The following is a 23,969-nucleotide window of genomic DNA, read 5'->3' as shown; positions in this document are numbered from 1 at the left end:
GCAAGCTTCTCCAAATCAGGCCAGTGCCGCGCGGGTGGCGGCAACGGCATCAGGGGTGTTGAGGTTGTAAGTGGTCACGCCATCGGCGCAACGCTTGTTCAGGCCAGCCAGGACCTTGCCCGGGCCACACTCGACCAGGTTGACCGCACCGTTGGCGGCCAGGGTCTGCACACACTCCACCCAACGCACAGGCTGGTAAAGCTGCGCCAGCAGGTCGTGCTTGAGTGCATCGAGGTCGGCAGCAACAGCAGCCGTGACGTTCTGCACCACTGGAATTTGCGGGGCCTTCCACTCGATGGCGTTGACCGCCTCGGCAAAGCGCTCGGCCGCCGGCTTCATCAGGGCACAGTGCGACGGCACGCTGACCGCCAACGGCAGGGCACGCTTGGCGCCCTTGGCCTTGCACAGCTCCATGGCGCGATCCACGGCAGCTTTATTGCCAGCGATGACCACCTGGCCCGGCGAGTTGAAGTTGACGGCGCTGACCACTTGGTCTTCAGCGGCTTCGCCGCAGATTTCAACGACTACAGCGTCGTCCAGGCCGAGGATGGCAGCCATGGCACCATGCCCCGCCGGTACGGCCTCCTGCATCAGCTGACCGCGGCGCTCGACCAGGCGAACAGCGTCTTTCAGGGTGATACTGCCCGCAGCGACCAGGGCGCTGTATTCGCCCAGGCTGTGGCCGGAAACGAAGGCTGGCTGCGCGCCGCCCTCTTCCAGCCACAGGCGCCACAGCGCGATGGACGCGGTGAGGATGGCCGGCTGGGTCTTGTCGGTCTGGTTGAGTTGCTCTTCAGGGCCTTCCTGGACCAGCTTCCACAGGTCGTAACCCAGTGCTTCGGACGCTTCTTTGAAGGTTTCGATGATCACTGGCTTCTCGGCGCCGAGCTCGGCGAGCATGCCCAGCGACTGGGAACCTTGACCGGGAAAGACGAATGCGAGAGATGCAGACATTGAACAAGCCCTTATGATCTTGTCGTCGGATAGGGTGCGCCAGGCCCTGGGCCAGGCGCGGAATCTGAAAACTTGGATGGATACACAGACCAAGCGGTCACATTTAAGCACTTCATGGGCAAAATGCCTAAGGCAACAGGTCTTCGAGGCGCCCATGCAAGCGCTGCGGCAGGTTTTCCTGTATCTCGATCAACGCCCGCTGGATGGCACTCTGGAAGCCCTGCACGCCCGCCGAGCCATGGCTCTTGATGACAATGCCCTGCAACCCCAGAAAACTGGCACCATTGTGCCGCGCCGGCGCCAGGTCGGCCTGCAGACGCTTGAGCAGCGGCATGGCCACCGCCCCGGCCGCCCGCGACAACACGCCGCCCTTGAACAACTGCTCGATGCGCGCTGCAATCATCGTCGCCAACCCCTCGCTGGACTTGAGCAGGATATTGCCGACAAACCCATCGCACACCACCACATCGGCCTCACCACGATACAGCCCGTCACCTTCGACAAAGCCCACGTAGTTAAGCCCACGGGCATTCTGCAACAGGCTGGCAGCCAGCTTGACCTGCTGATTGCCCTTGATGTCCTCGGTGCCGATGTTCAGCAGCGCCACCCGTGGGCGATGCACACCCAGGGCCTGAGCAGCCACCGAGCCCATCACGGCAAACTGGTAGAGGTTTTCGGCACTGCAATCGACATTGGCACCCAGGTCGAGCAACTGGCAGTAACCCGCCTGAGTCGGAATCGCCGCCACCATGGCGGGCCGGTCGATACCTGGCAAGGTCTTGAGCACGAAACGGGACAGCGCCATCAGCGCGCCGGTATTGCCGGCACTGACGCAGGCCTGGGCCTTGCCGTCACGCACCAGTTCGAGGGCGATACGCATCGACGAATCCGGCTTGCCCCGCAATGCCTGGGAGGGCCGCTCATCCATGCCGACCACCTCACTGGCGGCGACAATCTGCAGGCGCGCGCGATCCGCAGCCGCAAGGCCGCTGACAAGATCTTCCAGAAGGGAGGGTTGACCGACGAGGGTCAGGTGCAGCGAGGGGGTAGCAGAAAGGCAGGCAATGCTAGCCTGGACAATGCTGCGGGGACCGAAGTCCCCGCCCATTGCGTCGATCGCGATGATCTGAGCGGACAAGGATTACTCGTCAGCGCCCTTGTCGACCACTTTGCGACCACGGTATACGCCTTCTGGCGAAACGTGGTGGCGCAGGTGAACTTCACCGGTGGTTTTCTCTACCGACAGCGCGTTTTCCGACAGGGCGTCGTGCGAACGGCGCATGTCACGGGCAGAGCGGGATTTTTTGTTCTGCTGAACAGCCATAATTGATTAACTCCTAAACGTTTGGGTCACGCTTTAACTGCGCCAAAACACTGAACGGGTTGGACCGCGATACCTCGTCCTTGCTCGATTCGGGCTCGTCTGCGCCCGCCGGCTGCTGGCATTCTTCCGGATGATGAGCAGGCACGATTGGCAAGGCGAGCAGAAGCTCCTCCTCGATCAATGCCTGCAGATCCAAAGGATCTTCGCCCAGTTCCAGCACGTCATAGCCTTTCGGCAACGACTGGGTATTCGCACCCTCCTTCACCACGGCGTAAGTACATTCGCTGTGGATCGGCAGGGTGACCAGCTCAAGACAACGCTGGCAAACCATCTTGACCTCGACGTCCAGCTCGCTGTGGATAACCACCACGTGCTGTTCATCTCGTTCAAAATCGAACTTCGCCTGCACCGTACCGACATTGTCGGAAAGCGGGTCGCAGAGTCTTTCCAAATCAGCGAGTTGCAGCGAACCGTTAAGGGTTACGCCACGATCGGCTAATTTGCGCGGGTCAACGTGAGGTGGAATCGGGTCATTCAACATAGGCGCAGCATAATAGGGATGCCCCCCGCCCCTGTCAAAGGAAATTAGGCGGCATCGTGCGTGATAGAATTTGTTCAACTGATTCAGGAGTCTACCATGCTTCCTTTGCTACTGGCTTCCAGCTCTGCCTATCGCCGCGAACTGCTCGCACGCCTGCGCCTGCCCTTCACCTGGGCAAGCCCCGATATAGACGAGCAGCGCCTGACTGATGAGCCGGCGGTAGAACTGGTTCGCCGCCTGGCCAGGCAAAAGGCCGAGGCCCTGGCGGGCAGCCACCCGGGGCACCTGATTATCGGCTCGGACCAGGTGGCCGTGCTGGGCGAACAAGTGCTGGGCAAGCCACACACCTTCGAGCGGGCCTGCGAGCAATTGCTGGAATGCAGCGGGCAGCAGGTGAGCTTTTTGACCGGACTGGCACTACTGAACAGCGCCACCGGGCAATGCCAGGTGGATTGCGTGCCGTTTACCGTAACGATGCGCGAATTGAGCCGTGAGCGCGTGGAGCGCTATGTTGCGGCGGAACAGCCGCTGGATTGCGCAGGGAGCTTCAAAGCAGAAGGATTGGGGGTGAGCCTGTTCCAGAGCACCCACGGGTGCGATGCAACGAGCCTGATCGGGCTGCCACTGATTCGGCTGGTGGATATGCTGACCAAAGAAGGGGTAGTTATCCCTTGAGATTTTAGGGCCGCTCTGCGGCCCATCGCAGCCAAGCCAGCTCCCACAGGTACCGCACAACCCCTGAAAGCAACACGATCGAGGTGGGAGCTGGCTTGCCGCGATGGCGATAGGGCCGGAACAGGCACTCAGCGCAACTGCGGCCCCTGGAACCCCATCCACATCGCCAGGTGCTCAGCCACGCTAGCCCCTACGCGCTTGGAGAAGCGGTCGAACGGCGACTCCTGAACAGTGAAGTCCACCAACTCTTTCTCACCAACGACCTCACGCGCCACATAGCTGGCACTGCCCAGCCCGTCCACCAACCCCAGCGCCTTGGCCTGCTCACCCGACCAGATCAGGCCGCTGAACAGCTCCGGATGCTCTTTGTCCTTCAGACGCTCGCCACGGCCCTGCCTGACCATAGCAATGAACTGGTTGTGCGTGGTGTCCAGCACGCCCTGCCAGAACCGGGTTTCATCAGGCTTTTCCGGTGAGAACGGGTCAAGAAACGCCTTATGCTCACCCGACGTGTAAGAACGCCGCTCCACGCCCAGCTTCTCCATGGTACCGACAAACCCATAGCCGGCCGCCGTCACACCAATGGAACCGACTAGGCTGGCTTTATCGGCATAGATTTCATCCGCCGCACTGGCGATGTAATAGGCACCGGAAGCACCAAGATCCGCAATGACCGCATACAGCTTGATAGCCGGGTATTCAGCACGCAAGCGGCGGATTTCGTCATACACGTAACCAGCCTGCACCGGGCTGCCACCCGGGCTGTTGATGCGCATTACCACAGCCTTGGTCTTGCTGTCCTTGAACGCCTCGCGCAGGCTCTTGACGATATTATCGGCACTGGCGGCTTCCTGGTCGGCAATCACCCCGCGCACCTCGACCAGCGCGGTATGACTGACACTGCGAGACGCGGCCTTGTCCATGTCCATAAGCGGTGTGAACAACGCCAGGATGCCGAACAGGTAGACGAAGGTCAGCAGCTTGAAGAAGATACCCCAGCGCCGCGACCGACGCTGCTCCTGCACGCTGGCCAGCAGGGTCTTCTCCAGCAGCTTCCAGCTTTTGCGCTCTTCACGCGCCTCGGGCTCGGCCTCGGGGGCTTTCCATTCGTCTGCCATGTTTACCTACCTTGGAAGTGGAATTACGGAACCAGCCAGCCACTCGCGCAGCTGGGAAAAGTGGTCGATGCACACCTGCGGGCCGAATTCGGCCAGCGCCTGCAGCGACATGGCACCATAGCCCACAGCCACCGAATGCATACCGGCATTGCTGGCCATCTGCAGGTCGAACGCCGAATCTCCGACCATCAGCGCACGCTCGGGTTCGACGCCGCAATGACCGAGGATTTCCTCAAGCATCAAAGGATGCGGCTTGCCACGGGTTTCGTCGGCGGCGCGAGTGATATCGAAGAACGCCTCCCAACCGTTGGCCTTGAGCACCCGGTCCAGGCCGCGACGCGCCTTGCCGGTAGCCACCGCCAGGCGGTAACCCTCGGCACGGAAGGCGTCCAGCGACTCGACAACGCCGTCGAACAACGGCGAAGGCTGCTGGTCCAGCGCCATGTAGATATCGGCATAGTGCTGACGGAAGGTTTCGACCTGCTCAGGTGCCAGGTGCGGGTACAGGGTATGAATCGCCTCGCCCAAGGCCAGGCCGATGATCCCCTTGACCGCCTCGTCACTGCTTTGCGCCTCGCCGGCACGATCGGCAGCGGCGTTCATGGCCTCAACGATGCGCCCGATGGAATCGGCCAACGTGCCGTCCCAGTCGAAGATCAGTAGCTCATAGCCTTTTTTCATAGATCAGGACGCACTCAGACGCTCAACGGTTTTCGCCCACACTTCATCCACGGGCGCTTCAAGCTTGAGCTCACCACCGTCCGGCAGGGGCACGGTCAGCGCGTAGGCGTGCAGGAACAGGCGCTTGCCACCCAGCTCGCGGATTTCGCGACTGAAGTCTTCGTCACCGTACTTGCTGTCGCCGGCAATCATGTGCCCGGCATGCAAGGTGTGCACGCGGATCTGGTGGGTGCGGCCGGTGATCGGGCGCGCCTCGACAATGGTGGCGAACTCGCCAAAGCGGCGCAGCACGCGGAACAGGGTCAGCGCCTCCTTGCCCTCTTCGTTCACTTCGACCATGCGCTCGCCGGAGCGCAGGTTGCTCTTGAGCAAGGGCGCATTGACCTGTTTCTTCGAGGTGGGCCAGTGGCCGCGCACCAGCGCCATGTAGCGTTTGTCGACACCGTCACCGCGCAGTGCGGCATGCAGGTGGCGCAGCATGCTGCGTTTTTTGGCGATCATCAGCAGGCCGGAGGTGTCGCGGTCCAGGCGATGCACCAGCTCCAGCTCCTTGGCGTCCGGGCGCAGTTGGCGCAGCGCCTCGATCACGCCAAAGCTCAGGCCGCTGCCGCCGTGCACGGCAATGCCAGCCGGTTTGTTCATCACGATCAGCGCCTTGTCTTCGTAGACAATGGCGGCCTCCAGGCGCTGCAGCAGGCCCTGGGCCACCGGCGCCGGCTCGTCGCGCTCCGGCAGGCGGACGGGCGGCACCCGCACGATGTCGCCAGCCTGGATCTTGTACTCCGGCTTGACACGCCCCTTGTTCACCCGCACTTCACCCTTGCGCAGGATGCGGTAGACCAAGGTTTTGGGCACGCCCTTAAGGGCCGTGATGAGGAAGTTGTCGATGCGTTGGCCGGCAAGCTCCGGCGCGACTTCGATCAGCTGAACGCCGGAAGTCGGAGGGGTATTGGTCGTCATGGCGGGATCATAACAATTTTTTATGGAATTGAAGCACTTAATCATTGCTGCTATAGTCGCGAACGCCGCCAAAAGCGGCAGGCCAGCGGCACCAGGCTCTTTGCCGGCCCTGACCAACGCAATTCTCCAGGACGCGAGGCCGTCCTACGGGGTTTTCGCCAGTTTACCGAATTGCCTGGAATCGCCACCAGCGCTGTGTAGAGAAGACCGAAAAAAAACGACAAGTGCGGTGTTTCACCTGCTTACCCGATTCTTTTCGCTGCACCTCTGCCCGCCCCGTCGCTTCCACGCAACGCACGGCGAATGCTTCGGAAATACCTGCCTTGGACATGAATGGCGCCAGTGCAGTACCTGCAGTGGCGAAAAATGCAACCCGTTGCGGATTCAGCGCGCGGCAGCACCCGAATTATCAGGGATACGTGCAGGGTGGAGATGCACAGCCCTCGGACCGTGTAGCACCGCGTCCGGCCACCAGCCCACTGACGGCTGGCGAGCGGATAAGGTCCTGAACAGATGCCCCCGGGCGTCCACGGCTGACGGTTGATTCCTCCTCCTGACTGAGTGCACAAGGCCCGCTTGGTTGATTCGGATTCCTATTCGAAGCCACCGGGGCCTTGTTGGCACCGCAGCAAACAGGACGCGTCGTCGCGACAACGGCAGGCTGGGTAACCGGCTGGTGCCGAACGTCGCTCGACACGGGGGTGGCCCGGCCACCCTTTGCGCACCTTGGCACCGACCATGAGACGTCGTGTGTGCCGAACGCCGTTTCCGGCAGCCCGGAAACCGACGGTACAACATGAAAAGAATGCTGATTAACGCGACTCAACCCGAAGAGTTGCGTGTAGCCCTGGTGGACGGCCAACGTCTCTACGACCTGGACATCGAGTCCGGTGCGCGCGAGCAGAAAAAGGCCAACATCTACAAAGGCAAGATCACCCGCATCGAACCCAGCCTCGAAGCCGCCTTCGTCGACTTCGGCTCCGAACGTCACGGCTTCCTGCCGCTGAAAGAAATCTCCCGCGAATACTTCAAGAAGGCCCCCGAAGGCCGCGTCAACATCAAGGAAGTGCTCAGCGAAGGCCAGGAAGTCATCGTCCAGGTCGAGAAGGAAGAGCGCGGCAACAAAGGCGCCGCCCTCACCACCTTCATCAGCCTGGCCGGCCGCTATCTGGTACTGATGCCCAACAACCCGCGTGCCGGAGGCATCTCCCGCCGCATCGAAGGCGAAGAGCGCAACGAACTGCGCGAAGCCCTGAACGGCCTGACCGTGCCGGGCGACATGGGCCTGATCGTGCGCACTGCCGGCCTCGGCCGCAGCAGCGAAGAGATGCAGTGGGACCTCGACTACCTGCTGCAACTGTGGACCGCCATCAAGGAAGCGTCCCTGGACCGCGCCGCGCCGTTCCTGATCTACCAGGAAAGCAACGTCATCATCCGCGCCATCCGCGACTACCTGCGCCAGGACATCGGTGAAGTGCTGATCGACAGCATCGACGCCCAGGAAGAAGCCCTGACCTTCATCCGCCAGGTGATGCCGCAGTACGCCAGCAAAGTGAAGCTGTACGAAGACAGCGTGCCGCTGTTCAACCGCTTCCAGATCGAAAGCCAGATCGAAACCGCGTTCCAGCGCGTGGTTGACCTGCCGTCCGGTGGTTCGATCGTGATCGACCCGACCGAAGCCCTAGTGTCCATCGACATCAACTCGGCGCGCGCCACCAAAGGCAGCGACATCGAAGAAACCGCCCTGCAGACCAACCTGGAAGCGGCCGAAGAAATCGCCCGCCAGCTGCGCCTGCGTGACATCGGCGGCCTGATCGTCATCGACTTCATCGACATGACCCCGGCGAAGAACCAGCGCGCCGTGGAAGAGCGCGTTCGCGAATGCCTGGAAGCCGACCGCGCCCGCGTGCAGGTTGGCCGCATTTCGCGCTTCGGCCTGCTGGAAATGTCCCGTCAGCGCCTGCGCCCGTCGCTGGGCGAAAGCAGCGGCATCGTCTGCCCGCGCTGCTCCGGCACCGGCATCATCCGTGACGTCGAGTCACTGTCGCTGGCGATCCTGCGCCTGATCGAAGAAGAAGCCCTGAAGGACCGCACCGCCGAAGTCCGCGCCCAGGTCCCGATCCCGGTAGCCGCGTTCCTGCTCAACGAGAAGCGCAACTCGATCACCAAGATCGAACTGCGCACCCGTGCACGCATCATCATCCTGCCGAACGACCACCTGGAAACCCCGCACTTCGAAGTCCAGCGCCTGCGCGACGACAACCCGGAAGTGCTGAACAACCAGTCCAGCTACGAAATCGCCGCCTCCGAAGCCGAAGAAGCGCCGCAGCCGACCGCCACCCGCACCCTGGTACGCCAGGAAGCTGCAGTGAAGACCGCCCCGGCCCGCGCCAATGCGCCAGTACCCGCCGCCGCTGAAGAGCAGCAGCCTGCCGCACCGGTCGCCCCTGCCCCGAGCGCTCCGGAGCCAAGCCTGTTCAAGGGCCTGGTGAAGTCGCTGGTCAGCCTGTTCGCCGGCAAAGACGAGCCTGCTGCCGCACCGGTCGTGACTACCGCCGCCGAAAAACCGGCTGCCGAACGCAGCCCGCGCAACGAAGAGCGCCGCAACGGCCGCCAGCAAAGCCGCAACCGCAACGGCCGTCGCGACGAAGAGCGCAAGCCGCGCGAAGAGCGTGCAGAGCGCGCGCCACGCGAAGAACGCCAGCCACGCGAGGAACGCGCTCCGCGCGAAGAGCGTGCGCCACGTGAAGAACGCACCCCACGCGAAGAGCGTGCACCGCGTGAAGAACGCGCCCCACGCCAGCCGCGCGAAGACCGCCGCAGCAACCGTGGCGAAGAGCGCGTGCGCGAACTGCGCGAGCCGCTGGATGCCACTCCGCCAGCCGAACGTGAAGAGCGTCAGCCACGCGAAGAACGTGTAGCCCGTGAAGAGCGCGCGCCACGTGAAGAACGTGCACCGCGTGAAGAACGTGCGCCGCGTGATGAGCGCGCCCCACGCGAAGAACGTGCACCGCGTGAAGAACGTGCGCCGCGTGATGAGCGCGCCCCACGCGAAGAACGTGCACCGCGTGAAGAGCGTGCCCCACGCGAAGAACGTGCACCGCGTGAAGAGCGTGCCCCACGCGAGGAGCGTGCTCCACGCCCACCACGCGAAGAGCGTCAGCCACGGGCAGCCGAAGAAGCAGCTGAGCAGGCTGCCGAACTGGCCGAAGAGCAACTGCCAAACGAAGAACTGCTGCAAGACGAGCAGGAAGGCACCGATGGCGAGCGCCCGCGCCGCCGCTCCCGTGGCCAGCGTCGTCGCAGCAACCGTCGCGAGCGTCAGCGCAACGCCAATGGCGAGCTGATCGACGGCGAAGAAGAAGGCAGCGAAGAGCAGCCACAACAGCACCAAGCCACCGAGCTGGGTGCCGAACTGGCCGCTGGCCTGGCGGTAACTGCCGCTGTCGCCAGCAGCAACATCAGCGCCGACGCCGAGGCCCAGGCCAACCAGCAGGCCGAGCGTGCTACCGCTGAAGTTGCCGTCGCTGCAGAGACCGACAACAGCGAAGCCGCCCAGCCGGCTGAACAGGCTGAACAAGTGGAACAGGCCGAAGCGGTCGCCAAGGCCGAGGAAGTTGCCGTGGCCCCAGTGGTCGAGCAGCCTGTCAGCGAGCCGGTGGTCGTGGCCGAAGTCACTGCCGCGCCAGTGGTCGAAGTCGCCCCGCAGCCAGCCGTTGAGGCAGCCCCTGTCGCCGAGCCGGTCGTGGTTGCCGAGGCGCCAGTGGAGGCCCCGGCCGTGGTCGAAGCCGTTCCGGTTGTCGAGCAGCCCGCAGCGGTTGTTGAGGCCCAGCCGGAAGTTGTGGTCGAGCCGGCACCGGTCGAAGCCCCGGTAGTGGTAGAGCCTGCCACTGTCATGCTGGCCAACGGCCGTGCGCCGAACGACCCGCGTGAAGTGCGCCGCCGCAAGCGTGAGGCCGAGGCTGCCGCCAAAGCTGCACAGGAAGCGGCTGCCGCAAGCGAAGAGCCAGCCCTGGAAGCCGCCGATGAGCACAAGCCTCATCACGGTTGATAGCCAAGGCTGAATAAGAAGCCCCGCCAGTGCGAACTGGCGGGGCTTTTTCTTGGCCTTGTGTTTTGCCTGTACCGGCCTTTCGCGGCTTTAGCCGCGAAAGGCCCAGCACTGGCAATGCGTCAATACAGGTTAGGCTCCATCTCCAGCTTAACCCCGAACCGCTCCAGGATGTCGGCCTGGATGCGTTGAGCCAGCGCATGCATCTGCGCCCCGCTCGCCTGGCCGTAGTTGACCAACACCAGCGACTGCAAGCGATGAACACCGGCATCACCCTCGCGATGCCCCTTCCAGCCCGCCTGCTCGATCAACCAGCCCGCCGCCAGCTTCACCTGGCCTTCGGCCTGAGGATAAGCCACCACGCCAGGGTAATGCGCACGAATACGCTCGACCTGCGCGGCCGACACCACCGGGTTCTTGAAGAAGCTCCCGGCATTACCCAACTCCGCAGGGTCTGGCAGCTTCTCGCGGCGAATGCTGCAAATGGCATCACTGATCGCCTGGGCAGTCGGCTCGGTCGCGCCCTGCTCCGTCAGCCGCTGGCGCACCGGGCCGTAATCGAGATGGGCCTGCAGGCGATGGCTCAAGGCGAAGCGCACACGCAAGATCAACCAGCGGCCAGGGTTGCGCTTGAATACGCTGTCGCGATAACCGAAAGCACAGTCCGCCAAACCAAACTCACGCAGCTCACCTGTCTCGCGGTCCAGCGCCGTCAGGCCGGCAAACACGTCCTTGATCTCTACCCCATAGGCGCCCACGTTCTGCATCGGCGCGGCGCCCACGGTGCCAGGGATCAGGCTGAGGTTTTCAAGCCCGCAATAGCCCTGCGCCAGCGTCCACTGCACGAACGGGTGCCAAGGCTCACCCGCCTCGGCCTCGACCACGATACGTTCGCCATCGTCGCTGAGCACACGACGGCCACGGCTGGCCATGTGCAGCACCAGTGCATCGATGTCACGGGTCAGCAGCAGGTTGCTGCCGCCGCCGATCACCAGCACCGGCAGGCCCTGCTGATGCGCCTGGCTCAGCGCCTGACGTACCTGCTGGTCATCCTGCGCCTGGCTGAAATAGCGGGCCTTCACATCGATGCCGAAGGTGTTGTACGGCTTGAGCGATACCTGCTCCTGCCACAGCACTGTCATAGCCGCCCCTTGATTTCCAGCACCAGCGCCTGGCACGCCGCCTCGACCAGGTCCAGCACCTGTTCGAAGCCGTCTGCGCCGCCGTAATACGGGTCTGGCACTTCATCCAGCGCAGCACCATAGCGGCGCAGGAACAAGTCAAGCTCGCCCACTGCGTTGTGCGGGCGCAGGGCGCGCAGGTCGCGCAGGTTGCTCTCATCCATCGCCAAGACCAGGTCATATTCGGCAAAGTGCGCCGCCTTGACCTGCTGGGCACGCTGCTGCGAAAGGTCGTAACCACGCGCCAGCGCCGCCTTGCAGGTACGGCTGTCAGGCGCCTTGCCCACATGCCAGTCCCCCGTGCCGGCTGACGCCACCCGCACCTTGTCGGCCAGCCCGGCGGCCTGCAATTGATGGCGCAGCACGCCTTCGGCAGTGGGCGAACGGCAGATGTTGCCCAGGCACACGAACAGAACGCGCATCAGGCCTCCAGCAAGCGCCGTACGCGCTCCAGGTCTTCAGGGGTATCCACACCCACGGCGGGCGCCTCGATGGCGTCCTCGACATGAATGCGCACGCCATGCCACAGGGCACGCAGCTGCTCCAGCGCTTCGGTCTGTTCGAGCCAGCATGGCCCCCAGCCGACGAAGTCCTGCAGGAAGCCAACGCGGTAGGCGTACATGCCGATGTGGCGGCGATACGGCACGCTCTCCGGCAGCACAGTGCGGTCCTTGGAAAAGGCATCGCGAGCCCAGGGCAGCGGTGCACGACTGAAGGTCAGAGCCAGGCCGTTCTTGTCACTGACCACCTTGACCGCGTTGGGGTTGAACACGGTTTCCGGCTCATGGATCGGCTCGGCCAGTGTGGCGATGCCAGCCTCTGGATGCGCCGCCAGGTTGGCGGCCACCTGGTCGATGATGACCGGCGGAATCAGCGGCTCGTCGCCCTGCACGTTGACCACGATGGCGTCAGCCGCCAGGCCCAGCTGTGCGGCCACTTCGGCCAGGCGGTCAGTGCCCGACTCGTGGTCGGCGCGGGTCATCAGCACTTCAGCACCAAAGCCTTGGCACGCTTCGAGGATGCTGGCGTCGTCGGTGGCGATGACCACACGGCTGGCGGCGCTTTTACGCGCCTGCTCCCACACATGCTGCACCATCGGCTTGCCGGCGATCGCCAGCAGCGGCTTGCCCGGCAGGCGCGTGGAGCGCAGCCGGGCGGGAATCACTACCGTGAAGTCCAGGCTCATTTGTCCAGACGCTCGTCGTCGGTCAGGGTGCGCGCCTCGCTTTCCAGCATGACCGGGATGCCGTCGCGGATCGGGTAGGCCAGACCGGCGCCCTTGCTGATCAGCTCGGTCTTGTCGGCGCTGAGCTTGAGCGGGCCCTTGGTGATCGGGCAGGCCAGGATATCGAGCAGTTTGGTGTCCATTGGAGGCTTCCTTTAGGCCAGTCGGCCGGAAATTGAAAACGGGCTCAGGGCTTGCGCAGCAGGCGCTGCAGCTGGCTGTCGAACCAGGCGCTGAACGCCGAGGTGGGCTGCGCTTCGACGGCCAGGTACCACCAGTCGTCAGCGGCGAAGGCCCGGCATTTCACCGCATCCTTCTCGGTCATGACCAACGGCAGCGGCGGGCTGAACGCCAGGCTCTGGGCGCTGAACTGCGCATGGTCGGCGAAGGGGTGCGGCACCGGCTGCCAGTTTAGCCCCAGCAGGGTATTGAAGAAACGTTGCGGGTTACCGATACCGGCTACAGCGTGCAGACGCTGGCCGGCGGGGAAGTGATCAAGCGCCCGGCGTTCGCCACTGCGCAGGTTGACCAGCGCGGACGGTTGCAGGCAAAAGCCAAAACCTTCGGCGCGGTCTGTGCTGGCACCATTGAACAGCACTGCGTCGGCGTCGTTCAGGCGTTCTGCGGGCTCGCGCAAGGGGCCGGCCGGCAGGCAACGGCGATTGCCCAGGCCCCGTGCGGCATCGATCAGTACCAGTTCCAGATCACGGGCAAGGCGGTAGTGCTGCATGCCATCGTCGCACAGGATCAGGTCGAGCGGTTCGCTGGCCAACAACGCCTGCACGGCGCGGGAACGGTCGGGGTCGATCATCAGTGGCACGCCAGTGCGCTGCACGATCAGCAGCGGCTCATCACCGGCCTGCTCGGCAGCTTGATCGGCCTGCACGCGCCAAGGCAACTGCGGCGGCTTGGCGCCATAGCCACGGCTGACCACACCCACCTTCAGCCCCTGCTGGCGGCAGTGTTCGATCAGCCAGAGAATCATCGGCGTCTTGCCGGTGCCACCGACGGTGATGTTGCCCACCACGATAACCGGCACCGGCGCCCGGTAGCTGGCACTTTCACCGCTGAGAAAACGCGCCCGTTTACGTGTGACCACGCGGCGATACAGCGCCTCTAGCGGGCGCAGCAACGCCAGGGCCGGATGCCCTGCGTACCAGGCAGTAAGCAAACGGTCGGCGAAAGCCATCAGGGCGTACCCTGGGCCGCCTCGACAGTGGTCATGCGCAACTGGCTGAAACCGAGCTTGCCGGCGGCATCCATTGCAGTGACCACAGCCTGGTGCGGGGTCCTGCCGTCGGCGCTGATGGCCAGCGGCAGCTTGTTGTCACCGCCCGATTCACGCTCGATGGCTTCGCTCAAGGTGGCCAGGTCGCTCTTAGGCAGCAGATGATTGTTCACTGAATACACGCCCTCGGCGCTGATGGTGATTTCCACCAACTTGCCCTGATCGGCCGGCGCCTGCTCGGCGCTGGCAGCCTCGGGCAGCTCGACACGCAGCTGGGTCTCGCGGGTAAAGGTGGTAGTAACCACGAAGAACAGCAGCAGGACGAACACCACGTCGATCAGCGACGCCAGGTTGATGTCGACGTTCTCCCGCTGGCGATTGCGCCGGAACTTCACGCCTTGCCTCCGGCCACTTCCACTTCACGGTCGCCCTGGATCACTTCCACCAGTTTGATCGCTTCCTGCTCCATGCCGACCACCAGTTCATCGATGCGGCGCAGCAGGAAACGGTGGAAGAACACGGCCGGGATACCGACCATCAGGCCTGCAGCGGTGGTCACCAGGGCCTTGGAGATCCCCCCGGCCAGTACGGCCGCGTTGGCGGTCATCTGCGAGCCCATGAAGGCACTGAAGATGTCGATCATGCCCAGCACGGTGCCCAGCAGGCCCAACAGCGGGGCCATGGCGGCAATGGTGCCGAGGGTGCTGATGTAGCGCTCCAGTTCGTGGATGACGCGCGAGGCGGCTTCCTCGATGCACTCTTTCATGATTTCGCGGCCATGGCGCGAGTTGGCCAGGCCAGCGGCGAGGATTTCGCCCAGCGGCGAATCGGCGCGCAGGGCCTTGAGCTTGTCACTGGTCAGTTGCTTGTCCTTGATCCACATCCACACCTGGCCCAGCAGGTGCGGCGGGGTGACGCGACTGGCCCGCAGGGTCCACAGGCGCTCGACGACGATAGCCATGGCAGCGATGGAACTCAGAATGATCGGCAGCATCATCCAACCACCGGACTTGACCAATTCCCACACAGTAAACGCCCCTTCGGAAAAAGGCCGCCACTCTACCATAGGCGCGGCGAGGGCTCATCTGCCGGAGGTCAGGGAATTGGGGTTGGGGCTGACAGGTGCTTGCCATTGCATGTTCAGCGCCTATGAGATCGAGCGCCGCCCGCGCGGCGCATCGCGAGCTGCGCTCGCTCCTACGCTTGTTTAGGGCCAATTATTCCTGTGCCATTTGCGCGCGAACCCTTTGCGCATGGCGCGATTTCATGTCGTACAAACAAGGCCGTCGCGCGCGGCTGCCACAGGCATTACTGGCCCGAGACAAACGTAGGAGCGAGCGCAGCTCGCGATGCGCCGCGCGGGCGGCGCTCGATCTCGTGGACGCTAAACATGTATCGGCGTAGACCTGCCCCCCCCTAGTCCAGTTGAGCCCGCCAAAACCGCCGCTGCCCCCGAACACCTTCAACCTCCCCCTGCCGCCCCAGCACCAACCGCAACGCCCCCTCCACCGCCGTATCATGTATCGTCACCCCATACCGCCGATAGCGCTCGACCACCTGTACATGCGGGTGCCCGAAGCTATTGTTGCGCCCCCGCGAAATCAGCACCCCGCGCGGCGCCGTGGCACGGATGAAGGCCTCGCTGGACGAGCTGCGGCTGCCATGGTGTGGCGACTGCAACCAGTCGACCCTCGGCGTCTCGGCTGCCGCCAGCCAGGCCCGTTCGGCACCGGCCTCCATATCCCCTGCCAGCAGCAAGCGCTCGCCCTGCGCCTCGACCATCAGCACGCACGAGCGGTCATTGCTGCTCTGTCCGTCGGCCCAACGCCATAGCGAAAATCGCACGCCATCCCAGTCCCATCGCTCGCCGCTGACACAAGGTTGCAACGGAACATCGTTCAGCGCTTCCCCACCGATTGTCCGCCGCACCGGCAGACCTCGCTGGATGGCGGCAGCGCCGCCCGCATGATCAGCATGGGCGTGGCTGACCAGCATCACGTCAAGGCCCGCCACCCCCAGCTTGCGCAGGGTCGGCAGCACCACCCGCTCGCCCAGGTCACTGTCACCCTTGGCCGGACCGGCATCGTAAAGCAGGTTGTGGTGGCGCGTGCGCAACAGCACTGCCAGCCCTTGACCGACGTCCAGTTGCCAGACTTCGACCTGCCCAAGCGGCACCGGCTCCCTCGGCACCCACAGGGCCAACAGCATCACGCCCCCCAACCCACGCAACGGCACGCCCCGAGGCAGCAGCACCAACAGCGCCCCCACGCAAACCAGTAACCAGGCCCACACTGGCAATACCGCCGGCATCCACGCCGGGCGCTGTTGCGCCACCAACGCCAACCCTCGGAACAACAGGTCCAGCAGCCCGCCCGCCAGCCATAACAACGCCTCCCCTACCACGGGCAATGGCAGCAGCACCGTGCCCAGCAGCGCCAACGGCAACACCACCAGGCTGATCCACGGCACCGCTACCAGATTGGCCAACGGCGCACTCAAGCTCACCGGCAGGCCAGTGGCCAACAACACTGGCAGCAAACCGATAGCGATTACCCATTGCGCCCGCGTCCAGGCTTGCCAGGGCCGCCAGCCCCCTAGCCGGGCACTGAAGCAATAGAGAAGCGTGGCGACTGCGGTAAACGACAGCCAGAACCCCGGCAACAATGCCGCCAGCGGTTCGACTAGCAACACCACGACCAGCGCCAACAACAGCGGCAACAATGCACCGAGGTGACGAAAACGCAGACGCCAGAGCAGCACCACGGCCAGCATCAGGCAGGCACGCTGCACCGGCACGCCCCCACCGGCCAGCCAAGCGTAGGCCAGTGCTGCGGTCATGGCCAAGCCACACGCCCAGGGCAACCAGGGCAGCCGTGCAGGCCACCAACCCCAACGTGCCAGCCCGGCAACCAGGCCATACAGCAAACCGGCGACCAAGCCGATGTGCTGGCCAGAAATCACCAGCAGGTGCACCGTGCCGGTGGCCTGCAACGTCTGCCAGTCCTCCCGGGCCAGGCCCGCCCCATCACCTAGCACCAGCGCCACCAACGCCGCCGTTCGGCCATTGGCCTCGACTGCGAGCAAGCGCTGACGCAGCGCATCGCGCCAACCACCGGTTACTGGCGCCAGCAGCTGCCCCGCCTTGACTGTGCCCGTGGCACCCACCCGCCGTGCCAGCAGTTGCGCCTCGCGGTCTGGCCCATGCGGGTTCGACAGCCCGGCCGGGCGCTGCAGGGTCACGGCCAGCCGCCACTGCTCGCCCGCCCGCAGGGGCGGCCCACCGAACCAGCTCAGTTGCAGGCGCTGCGGCAGTTCGGCCCGCCGCGAGCGTGCCGCGTCCAGCTCGAAACGCACGCCTTGTGCCGTTCGGACCGGCAAGCCAACCACCCGCCCTTCCAGCCACACGGTGCGGCCATCCAGGCCGGCAGCCAGGCGATCATCAAGGGCCAGCTGAGCAGACCCGCAAGCCCAGCACAGGCCCAGCAGAAAGCAGCCCAACGGCCACACGCGGGTGAACAGACTGGCGACAGCGCAGGCCGCCAGCGCGATCAACCATCCGACCGATGGCAATGCGGGGAGAAAGCCCAGGCACAACAGCCCGAGCGCGAGCGCAAACATCCCTGTGCGCATGAGGTAGAGCTCCAGAAGGCAAATCACCCTCTGAGGCATAGCCCAATTGCCGGCAACCCTTGCTCAACAATTGTCACAAACTCTAAACGAGGCTGAATCAGAATCAGGGCATACTGCCTGGATAAACGCTCCGGGAGCCTACATGCCGCGCCGACTTTTCAAACGCTACATGCCGGACCCGACCAGCATTCGGGAACACAAGTCCTTACGTTTTTTCGGCAAGCTGCTGCACGACCCGAACCTTTGGCACCTGAACCGCCATTCGGTGGCACGGGCCATGGGTGTGGGCCTGTTTGCGGCGTTGATCCCGATGCCGGCGCAAATGCTGCTGGCCGCCGCGCTGGCCATTCCGGTGCGCGGTAACCTGCCGATTGCTGTCAGCCTGGTGTGGCTGACCAACCCACTGACCATGCCGCCGGTGTTCTTCGTCACCTACATGACCGGCGCCTGGCTGATGCAGGTGCCGCCGCGCACCCTGCCCGACGAGCTGACCTTCCAATGGATCACCGACCAGCTGTCGACGCTGTGGCAACCCTTCCTGCTCGGCTCGGTGGTGTGCGGCGTGGTGCTGGGCATCGCCGGCTACTTCGCCACCATGCTGTACTGGCGCTGGTGGGTGGGCCGGCAGTGGCGCCGTCGCCAATGCCGGTGCAAGGCCTCAGGCCCGCATCCCGCGGCCGCTGACCAGCAAGCGAACGCACACCCCATAGAGCACTGCAGTGGCGACCAGCATGAAGGTGATCGCCGTGCCAATGCTGATATCCGACACCCCTAGAATGCCGTAGCGGAACGAGTTGACCATGTGCAGCACCGGGTTGGCCAGTGACACGGTCTGCCAGAATGGCGGCAGCAGGTTGATCGAGTAGAACACCCCGCCCAGGTAGGTCAGCGGCGTCAGCACGAAGGTGGGGATGATCGAAATATCGTCGAAGTTGCGCGCAAACACCGCGTTGACGAAGCCCAGCAGCGAGAAGATGGTCGCCGTCAGCAGCACCACAACCATGGTCACGCCCAGGTGATGCACTTGCAGGTCGGTGAAGAACATCGACAGGAGGGTCACGATCACCCCCACCGCCAGCCCGCGCAGCACGCCACCCAGCACGTAGCCCACGAGGATGGTGTGCGGCGATACCGGCGACACCATCAGTTCCTCGATCGAGCGCTGGAACTTGCTGCCGAAGAAGCTCGACACCACGTTGCCGTAGGAGTTGGTGATCACCGACATCATGATCAGCCCCGGCACGATGTACTGCATGTAGGTAAAGCCGCCCATGTCGCCGATCTGCCGGCCGATCAGGTTACCGAAGATGACGAAGTACAGCACCATGGTGATGGCTGGCGGCAGCAAGGTTTGCGGCCAGATGCGCAGGAACCGCCGCACTTCGCGGTAGACGATGGTGTTCAGGGCGACCCAGTTGGTGCGCAGTTCCACACTCATACGGCCACCTTCGACAGGTTTTTCTCTACCAGGGACACAAACAGCTCCTCGAGTCGGTTGGTCTTGTTGCGCAGGCTCTGCACCTCGATGTTCTGCAAAGCCAACTGGCCGAACAGCGCGGTAATGCCGATGTCCTTTTCCACTTGCACCTCAAGGGTGTGCGGGGTCAGCAGCCGGCACGGGTAGCCTTGCAGCACCGGCGCGCTGGCCAGGTCCTGCTTGAGGTCGAGCACGAAGGTTTCGACATGCAGCTTGCCCAGCAACTGGCGCATGCTGGTGTTCTCGACGATGGTGCCGTGGTCGATGATGCCGATGTTACGGCACAGCTGCTCAGCCTCTTCCAGATAGTGGGTGGTGAGGATGATAGTGATGCCTTTCTGGTTAAGCTCGGTGAGGAAGCTCCACATCGAGCGGCGCAGTTCGATGTCCACACCTGCAGTCGGCTCGTCGAGGATCAGCAGGCGCGGCTCGTGGATCAGCGCGCGGGCAATCATCAAGCGGCGCTTCATGCCACCCGACAGCGAACGCGACTGCACATCCCGCTTGTCCCACAGCCCCAGCTGGGTCAGATACTGTTCGGCGCGTTCTTTGGCCACCTTGGGCGGGATGCCGTAGTAACCGGCCTGGGTCACGACGATGTCGAAGGTTTTCTCGAACTGGTTGAAGTTGAATTCCTGCGGCACCACGCCCAGGCAGCGCTTGAGCGCCGAAGGCTCGCGGTCCAGGTCATGGCCGAACACATTGACCGTGCCGCTGGTTTTGTTCACCAAAGTGGACAGGATGCCGATGGTGGTGGATTTACCGGCGCCGTTAGGGCCGAGCAAGGCGAAGAAGTCGCCTTCGGCAACATCAAGGTCGATGCCTTTGAGGGCCTGGAAGCCGTTACCGTAGGTCTTGGTGAGCTGTCGGATGGACAGGGCGGAACTCATAGCGGGTCACTTACCGAGGAAAAAGGTGCAGGACACGCCAGGTAAAGTCACTGGCGCAGTGAGTGCGGCCATGGTGCAAGGCCAGGCCGCACAAGTACAGTCACATCTATTGATAATGACTATCGAAGCAGGGTCAGGTGAGCGCGGTCATCACCGCAGCCTGGTAAGCCGGGCGCTGCTTGAGGCGTTCATACCAGGCTTCCAGGTGATACATGGCCGGGCGCTCGATGGGCATTTCGAACCAGGCGTAGATGAAGCTACCCAGTGGGATGTCGCCCATGCCGATCTGGTCACCGGACAGGTAAGGCTGATTGGCCAGGGTTTCGTCGGCGATGGCCAGCAACTGAGCGCACTGCTTGTGCGCGGCGTTGATCGCCACCCAGTCGCGCTGGTCTTCCGGGGTGCGCAGCAGGCCCCAGAACAGCGGGCGGAACGGTGCGGCGAACGACGAGGTGGTCCAGTCCATCCACTTGTCAGCCAGGGCGCGCTGGCGTGGATCTTCCAGATACCAGCCCTGCTCGGCGCCATACTCGGCGCACAGGTAGCGGACGATGGTGTTGGACTCCCACAGGGTCAGGTCGCCGTCCTCAAGCATGGGCACCAGGCCATTGGGGTTGCGGGCGCGGTAATGCGGCTCGTTGACCACGCCGAAGGCGCCGCCGGCGTCGATGGATTCGAAGTCCAGACCCAGCTCCTGGGCAACCCACAGCGCCTTGCGCACATTGCTCGAATTCTTGCGGCCCCAGATTTTCAGCATGGCAACGTCCTTATGAAATGCGGAGGCTGCACAGTCTAACCCAGAGTTTTGTCGTCCGTACGGCCCTTTCGCGGGCACGCCCGCTCCCACAGGAATTGCGCATTTTTCGGGCTTGGCGCACTACCTGTGGGGGCAAAAAGAAGAAAGCGGCTCAGGCGGCCGGGGGGGCCTTGGAAAGCTGGACATGGCAATCGATACCGGCGCGCGAGGCTTTACCCTCTTTTTCCACAAGCGTGAGGCCCAGCCCTTCGCTGATGAAGTCGCCAACGGTGTAGGAATCCATCAGGTACTGAAATTCGGTACGGTCAAGCGAGGCGGGTTGATGGGTGGCTTTCAGTTTGATGTAGACCTTGCCCAAGCCCGTTCCCTGGCTCAACGTGATGGTGGTTGCAGAGGGAATATCGCTCATGGCGATTTTGCTAAATTCGCCGCTGACACTTTTGTCGACTGCCTCGCCGCTTCCCCAGTCTGGCAACGTCAGGCTTTGGCTTTCTCCAGTGCCGTTGACTTCCTTCCAGAAAATGACAGCGCCGTTCTGATACGGGGTGTTGTTGTTTTGCATGATGCGCACCTTAGATTGAAGCGTTATGTGGGTTTGAATTTAAAACAGCGAAAGCGCCTGCGCACCTAGCAGAATTGCCAGGTCGGGCCACGCGCAAACCTGCGGTGAAACTCCCGGCGCCACACCCTGTCACTGTTCTGAGCCGGTCGCTTACAGCGCAGCGTCTAAACTCTGTGACACGGCTCAAGCCCCTGATTCCAAGGAGGACCGATTATGTTGCTGTTGTGGTTGGTGGTACTGGTGATCGGCGCGGCATACCTCACGCACCGGCGCCTGGCGCCCTTGCAGATTCTGGGCATCACGGCAGCCTATGTGCTGCTGATGGGCATTTTCAGCCACGCCCCCGGCTGGCTGCTGACGCTGATAGGGCTCGTGCTGGCGCTTAAATTTGTCCTGGTGGCACTGCCTGAGTGGCGGCGCAAGGTGCTCACGGGCCCGGTGTTCAAGTGGTTCCAGCGCACCCTGCCGCCCATGTCACAAACCGAGCGCGAAGCCATTGATGCGGGCACCGTGTGGTGGGACGGCGAACTGTTCAGCGGCCGCCCCGACTGGCGCACCCTGCTTTCCTACCCGGCACCGAAGCTGACCGAAGAAGAGCAGGCCTTCATCGATGGCCCGACGGAAGAACTGTGCGCCATGGTCAGCGACTGGCAAATTGGCCAGGACATGGACCTCCCGCCTGAAGCGTGGGCGCACATCAAGCAGAATGGCTTCTTCGCGTTGATCATTCCCAAGCAATATGGCGGCAAAGGCTTCTCCGCCTACGCCCATTCACAGGTGGCCATGAAACTGGCCACCCGCAGCGGCGACCTGGCCTCCACGGTGATGGTGCCCAACTCGCTCGGCCCGGCCGAACTGCTGCTGCACTATGGCACCGATGAACAACGCGACCACTACCTGCCACGTTTGGCCCGTGGCGAAGACATCCCCTGCTTCGCCCTCACAGGCCCGTTGGCTGGCTCCGACGCAGGGGCCATGCCGGACACCGGGGTAATCTGCAAAGGGCAATGGAACGGCGAAGAGGTCATCGGTTTACGCCTTGACTGGGAAAAGCGCTACATCACCCTGGGGCCGGTCGCTACCTTGCTGGGTCTGGCCTTCAAGGCCTATGACCCCGACCACCTGCTGGGCGAGAAAGAAGAACTGGGCATCAGCCTGGCACTGATCCCCACCGATACCCCGGGGGTAGACATCGGCAAACGCCACCTGCCGCTGGGCGCCGCCTTCATGAATGGCCCCAACAGCGGCAAGGACGTGTTCGTGCCGCTGGACTTCCTGATCGGCGGGCAGGCCATGCTCGGCAAGGGCTGGATGATGCTGATGAACTGCCTGTCGGTCGGCCGTTCCATCTCCCTGCCAGCGGTAGGCACCGGTGCTGCCAAGTACACCAGCCTGGTTACCGGGCAGTACGCCAACATTCGTGAGCAGTTCAACGTCCCGCTGGCAGCCTTCGAAGGCATCCAGGAATCGCTGGGACGTATTGGCGGCAATGCCTGGCTGATGGACAGCGCACGCCTGCTGACGGCCAAGGCTGTCGACCTGGGCGAGAAACCTTCGGTGCTGTCGGCGATCCTCAAGTACCACCTTACCGAGCGCGGTCGCGAATGCATCCAGCACGCCATGGACGTACACGGCGGCAAGGGCATCATCATGGGCCCGAACAACTACCTGGGGCGTAACTGGCAAGGGGCGCCGATTTTCATCACCGTCGAGGGTGCGAACATACTCTCGCGCAACCTGATGATCTTCGGCCAGGGCGCCATTCGCTGCCACCCGTTCGTGCTCAAGGAAATGGCCCTGGCCGGCCGCGAGGACCGCGACCAGGCGCTGCGGGAGTTCGATGAGCTGTTGATGAAACACATCATGTTCACCGCCAGCAATGCGGCCAGCACGCTGGTGCTCAACCTGGGGCTGGGTCGCCTGGAAAACATGCCCGGCGATGCCCTGAGCCAAAGCTACTTCCGCGCCCTGAACCGCCAGGCTGCTGCCTTTGCCTTGCTGGCAGACCTGTCAATGATGCTGCTGGGCGGTGCCCTCAAGCGCCGTGAACGCCTGAGTGCCCGGCTAGGCGACGTGCTGAGCCACTTGTACTTGTCCAGCGCAGCGCTCAAGCGTTATCACGACCTGGGTTCAGCCGAGCATATGCAGCCACTGCTGCGCTGGGCCATGGAAGAAAGCCTGGCCCAGGCGGAAAAAGCCCTGGACCAGTTGCTCGACAACTTCCCGAACCGTTTCGTTGGCGGCGCGCTGCGGCTGCTGGTGTTCCCGTTCGGCCGCCGCCATACCGGGCCGAGCGATGAGCTGGATGCAGAAGTGGCGGCATTGATTGGCCGCAGCAAGGGTGACCCCGCGCTTGAAGAGCTGCTCGCCGGCTGCTTCAGGCCACAGGCCGATGGCGACCCGGTGGCAGCACTGCAACGGGCCTGCGACCTGCTGGAAGCAGCAGCACCTTTGCACAAGGTACTGCACCAGGCGATCAAAGAAGGCAAAGTGCACCCGGCACCTGGGCAGTCGGCAATCGAAGCGGCTGTGCAAAACGGCGTTTTACAGCCTGGCGAAGGGCAACGGCTGCAGGCGGCGGAGCAGGCACGCCGGGCAGTGATCGATGTAGATGCCTTCAACAAAGCGCAGTTGCTGCCAGTACAAGGCAAGGTACGCTGACCGTTGGTGGGGAGTGTGGCGCCATCGCCACCTTCCCCACCCGCTCGCCAACCG

At 63.5% G+C, this 23,969-nt stretch carries 22 protein-coding genes and 1 pseudogene; 4 read left to right on the top strand and 19 right to left on the bottom strand.

All coding sequences use genetic code 11. The features are described 5' to 3' along the window. Positions 1-15 precede the first annotated feature (15 nt). The 4 genes from fabD to ACF8R4_RS19620 form a co-directional block, all read right to left on the bottom strand. Positions 16-954, bottom strand: coding sequence for an ACP S-malonyltransferase (gene fabD / locus ACF8R4_RS19635; protein WP_082426376.1), 939 nt, complete (start codon positions 952-954; stop codon positions 16-18). Positions 955-1,081: 127 nt separating this feature from the next. Continuing rightward, on the bottom strand, positions 1,082-2,092 hold the full coding sequence (plsX, locus tag ACF8R4_RS19630; RefSeq protein ID WP_016715138.1) for a phosphate acyltransferase PlsX: 1,011 nt from the start codon (positions 2,090-2,092) through the stop codon (positions 1,082-1,084). 3 nt (positions 2,093-2,095) lie between these two features. After that, positions 2,096-2,278 carry a 50S ribosomal protein L32 gene (gene rpmF, locus ACF8R4_RS19625; RefSeq protein WP_003247154.1) on the bottom strand — a complete coding sequence of 61 codons (183 nt, stop codon included), beginning with the start codon at positions 2,276-2,278 and terminating at the stop codon, positions 2,096-2,098. A 13-nt stretch (positions 2,279-2,291) separates the two neighbouring features. Next, positions 2,292-2,819 (bottom strand): YceD family protein, encoded by a 528-nt coding sequence (locus ACF8R4_RS19620; protein ID WP_012313431.1) that lies wholly within the window; start codon positions 2,817-2,819, stop codon positions 2,292-2,294. Between the two features lie 96 nt (positions 2,820-2,915). Between ACF8R4_RS19620 and ACF8R4_RS19615 the strand changes: the two genes are divergently transcribed. Beyond that, positions 2,916-3,494, top strand: a complete 579-nt coding sequence (locus ACF8R4_RS19615) for a nucleoside triphosphate pyrophosphatase (RefSeq protein WP_060498753.1) — start codon at positions 2,916-2,918, stop codon at positions 3,492-3,494. A gap of 128 nt (positions 3,495-3,622) precedes the next feature. Here ACF8R4_RS19615 and ACF8R4_RS19610 read toward each other — a convergent pair whose 3' ends face one another. From ACF8R4_RS19610 to rluC, 3 genes are read right to left on the bottom strand one after another with little or no spacing between them, the layout of a single operon-like run. Continuing rightward, positions 3,623-4,612, bottom strand: a complete 990-nt coding sequence (locus ACF8R4_RS19610) for a S49 family peptidase (protein WP_104835336.1) — start codon at positions 4,610-4,612, stop codon at positions 3,623-3,625. 6 nt (positions 4,613-4,618) lie between these two features. Beyond that, positions 4,619-5,293 carry an HAD family hydrolase gene (locus ACF8R4_RS19605; protein WP_392493260.1) on the bottom strand — a complete coding sequence of 225 codons (675 nt, stop codon included), beginning with the start codon at positions 5,291-5,293 and terminating at the stop codon, positions 4,619-4,621. A gap of 3 nt (positions 5,294-5,296) precedes the next feature. After that, positions 5,297-6,253, bottom strand: a complete 957-nt coding sequence (gene rluC, locus ACF8R4_RS19600; protein WP_025754829.1) for a 23S rRNA pseudouridine(955/2504/2580) synthase RluC — start codon at positions 6,251-6,253, stop codon at positions 5,297-5,299. A gap of 796 nt (positions 6,254-7,049) precedes the next feature. On the opposite strand from rluC, the gene rne reads away from it, so the two are divergent. Next, positions 7,050-10,304: a ribonuclease E gene (gene rne, locus ACF8R4_RS19595; protein ID WP_392493257.1), complete on the top strand. Its 3,255-nt coding sequence runs from the start codon at positions 7,050-7,052 to the stop codon at positions 10,302-10,304. A 122-nt stretch (positions 10,305-10,426) separates the two neighbouring features. On the opposite strand, the gene murB is transcribed toward rne, so the two are convergent. The 8 genes from murB to ACF8R4_RS19555 all read right to left on the bottom strand — a co-directional run bounded on the left by murB (position 10,427) and on the right by ACF8R4_RS19555 (position 17,568). Next, a complete protein-coding gene (gene murB / locus ACF8R4_RS19590; protein WP_060498749.1) occupies positions 10,427-11,446 on the bottom strand; it encodes a UDP-N-acetylmuramate dehydrogenase in 1,020 nt (339 codons plus the stop codon). Beyond that, entirely contained in the window at positions 11,443-11,907 is a 465-nt protein-coding gene (locus ACF8R4_RS19585; RefSeq protein WP_104835338.1) for a low molecular weight protein-tyrosine-phosphatase, read from the bottom strand. The genes murB and ACF8R4_RS19585 overlap by 4 nt, the downstream gene beginning before the upstream one ends. Then, positions 11,907-12,671, bottom strand: coding sequence for a 3-deoxy-manno-octulosonate cytidylyltransferase (gene kdsB, locus ACF8R4_RS19580; RefSeq protein ID WP_060498747.1), 765 nt, complete (start codon positions 12,669-12,671; stop codon positions 11,907-11,909). Before kdsB ends, ACF8R4_RS19585 begins: the two co-directional genes overlap by 1 nt. Further along, the gene (locus ACF8R4_RS19575; protein ID WP_003247142.1) at positions 12,668-12,853 is read right to left on the bottom strand and encodes a Trm112 family protein; all 186 of its coding nucleotides are present in this window, start codon (positions 12,851-12,853) and stop codon (positions 12,668-12,670) included. Before ACF8R4_RS19575 ends, kdsB begins: the two co-directional genes overlap by 4 nt. A gap of 44 nt (positions 12,854-12,897) precedes the next feature. Beyond that, positions 12,898-13,899 (bottom strand): tetraacyldisaccharide 4'-kinase, encoded by a 1,002-nt coding sequence (lpxK, locus tag ACF8R4_RS19570; protein WP_060498746.1) that lies wholly within the window; start codon positions 13,897-13,899, stop codon positions 12,898-12,900. Then, positions 13,899-14,333 (bottom strand): biopolymer transporter ExbD, encoded by a 435-nt coding sequence (locus tag ACF8R4_RS19565; protein ID WP_104835340.1) that lies wholly within the window; start codon positions 14,331-14,333, stop codon positions 13,899-13,901. Before ACF8R4_RS19565 ends, lpxK begins: the two co-directional genes overlap by 1 nt. Then, positions 14,330-14,965, bottom strand: coding sequence for a MotA/TolQ/ExbB proton channel family protein (locus tag ACF8R4_RS19560; protein ID WP_016391244.1), 636 nt, complete (start codon positions 14,963-14,965; stop codon positions 14,330-14,332). Before ACF8R4_RS19560 ends, ACF8R4_RS19565 begins: the two co-directional genes overlap by 4 nt. 389 nt (positions 14,966-15,354) lie before the next feature. Continuing rightward, positions 15,355-17,568 carry a DNA internalization-related competence protein ComEC/Rec2 gene (locus ACF8R4_RS19555; protein ID WP_060498743.1) on the bottom strand — a complete coding sequence of 738 codons (2,214 nt, stop codon included), beginning with the start codon at positions 17,566-17,568 and terminating at the stop codon, positions 15,355-15,357. 142 nt (positions 17,569-17,710) lie between these two features. Here ACF8R4_RS19555 and ACF8R4_RS19550 point away from each other — a divergent pair. After that, positions 17,711-18,217 (top strand): annotated as a pseudogene (locus tag ACF8R4_RS19550) (DUF2062 domain-containing protein); the annotation flags it as partial. A 9-nt stretch (positions 18,218-18,226) separates the two neighbouring features. Here the strand turns inward: ACF8R4_RS19550 and ACF8R4_RS19545 are convergent. The 4 genes from ACF8R4_RS19545 to ACF8R4_RS19530 all read right to left on the bottom strand — a co-directional run bounded on the left by ACF8R4_RS19545 (position 18,227) and on the right by ACF8R4_RS19530 (position 21,254). Then, entirely contained in the window at positions 18,227-19,006 is a 780-nt protein-coding gene (locus ACF8R4_RS19545) for an ABC transporter permease (protein WP_060498742.1), read from the bottom strand. Then, a complete protein-coding gene (locus tag ACF8R4_RS19540; protein WP_016715124.1) occupies positions 19,003-19,935 on the bottom strand; it encodes an ABC transporter ATP-binding protein in 933 nt (310 codons plus the stop codon). Before ACF8R4_RS19540 ends, ACF8R4_RS19545 begins: the two co-directional genes overlap by 4 nt. Before the next feature lie 133 nt (positions 19,936-20,068). Next, positions 20,069-20,692 carry a glutathione S-transferase gene (locus ACF8R4_RS19535; RefSeq protein ID WP_104835342.1) on the bottom strand — a complete coding sequence of 208 codons (624 nt, stop codon included), beginning with the start codon at positions 20,690-20,692 and terminating at the stop codon, positions 20,069-20,071. Between the two features lie 151 nt (positions 20,693-20,843). Further along, entirely contained in the window at positions 20,844-21,254 is a 411-nt protein-coding gene (locus tag ACF8R4_RS19530; RefSeq protein ID WP_164524236.1) for a hypothetical protein, read from the bottom strand. A 213-nt stretch (positions 21,255-21,467) separates the two neighbouring features. Here ACF8R4_RS19530 and ACF8R4_RS19525 point away from each other — a divergent pair, with 213 nt between their 5' ends. Continuing rightward, positions 21,468-23,915 (top strand): acyl-CoA dehydrogenase, encoded by a 2,448-nt coding sequence (locus tag ACF8R4_RS19525; RefSeq protein WP_060498739.1) that lies wholly within the window; start codon positions 21,468-21,470, stop codon positions 23,913-23,915. Positions 23,916-23,969: the final 54 nt, after the last annotated feature.

It is taken from the genome of Pseudomonas sp. FYR_2, from assembly GCF_043106425.1.
GTDB classification, from domain to species: Bacteria; Pseudomonadota; Gammaproteobacteria; order Pseudomonadales; family Pseudomonadaceae; genus Aquipseudomonas; species Aquipseudomonas monteilii.
The sequence above is the reverse complement of the archived record's forward strand: the minus strand, read 5'-3'. Positions and strand labels throughout refer to the sequence as shown.